Raw genomic sequence first — 1,131 nt, forward strand, 5'->3', positions numbered from 1 at the left:
TCGAACTGTCGGGCGAGGTCGCTCATCCTGCGTCCCGAGGCGACCAGCACCGCCAGCACCTGCAGGGCGCTCATCAGGCCGTCGCCGGTGGTGGCGTGATCGTGCAGGATGATGTGGCCCGACTGTTCGCCGCCGACGTTGAACCCGCCTTCGCGCATCCGCTCCATGACGTAGCGGTCGCCGACCTTCGTGCGTTCCAGCGTCAGGCCGGCCGCGGCCAGCGCCCGCTCCAGCCCGAGATTGGACATGACCGTGGCGACCACGCCGCCGCCGACCAGCAGCCCACGCTGGGCCCAGTCCAGCGCCACCAGCGCCATGATTTGGTCCCCGTCGACGACCTGACCCTTCTCGTCGCAGATGATGACGCGGTCGGCGTCGCCGTCGAGCGCGATGCCGATGTCGGCGCGATGCAGGCGCACCGTCTCGGCCAGCAGGTCCGGATGGGTCGATCCGCACTCGGCGTTGATGTTCAGTCCGTTGGGCTCGACCCCGATCTCGAACACCTCGGCGCCCAGTTCGTAGAGGGCCGTGGGCGCGACCTTGTAGGCGGCGCCGTTGGCGCAATCGACGACGATCCTCAGTCCGCTGAGGTTCAGGCTCTTGGGGAAGCTGGCCTTGGCGATCTCGACGTAGCGGGCCTGGGCGTCGTCGATGCGCTTGACCCGGCCCAGCTTGTCCGGCGGGGCCAGACCCTCGCCGAGAGCGGCGTCCATCATCGACTCGATCTTCAGCTCGACCTCGTCGGACAGCTTGTAGCCGTCGGGGCCGAACAGCTTGATGCCGTTGTCGGCATAGTTGTTGTGGCTGGCGGAGATCATCACGCCGATGTCGGCGCGCATCGAACGGGTCATCATCGCCACGCCCGGCGTCGGCAGGGGGCCGAACAGGCGCACGTCCATGCCGGCCGAGGTGAAGCCCGCCACCAGCGCCGGCTCGATCATGTAGCCCGACAGCCGGGTGTCCTTGCCGATCACCACCAGATGGCGGCGGTCGTCGGACGACATGAACAGACGCCCGGCCGCCAGGCCGACGCGCAGCGCCACCTCCGGCGTCATCGGATGGCTGTTGGCCCGGCCGCGGATGCCGTCGGTGCCGAAATATCGCCTGTCGCCCAAGGGCTTCCTCCTGTCG

1 protein-coding gene is annotated in these 1,131 nt (G+C 68.7%); it reads right to left on the bottom strand.

Annotated elements, in window-relative coordinates; translation table 11 throughout:
• Window positions 1-1,115 (bottom strand): phosphoglucosamine mutase (gene glmM, locus EFJ44_RS13725; RefSeq protein WP_125257804.1); only part of this gene is annotated, 1,115 nt, incomplete at its 3' end.
• Between the last annotated feature and the right edge of the window lie 16 nt (window positions 1,116-1,131).

The organism is Brevundimonas fluminis (genome assembly GCF_003934285.1).
Taxonomy (GTDB): Bacteria; Pseudomonadota; Alphaproteobacteria; order Caulobacterales; family Caulobacteraceae; genus Brevundimonas; species Brevundimonas fluminis.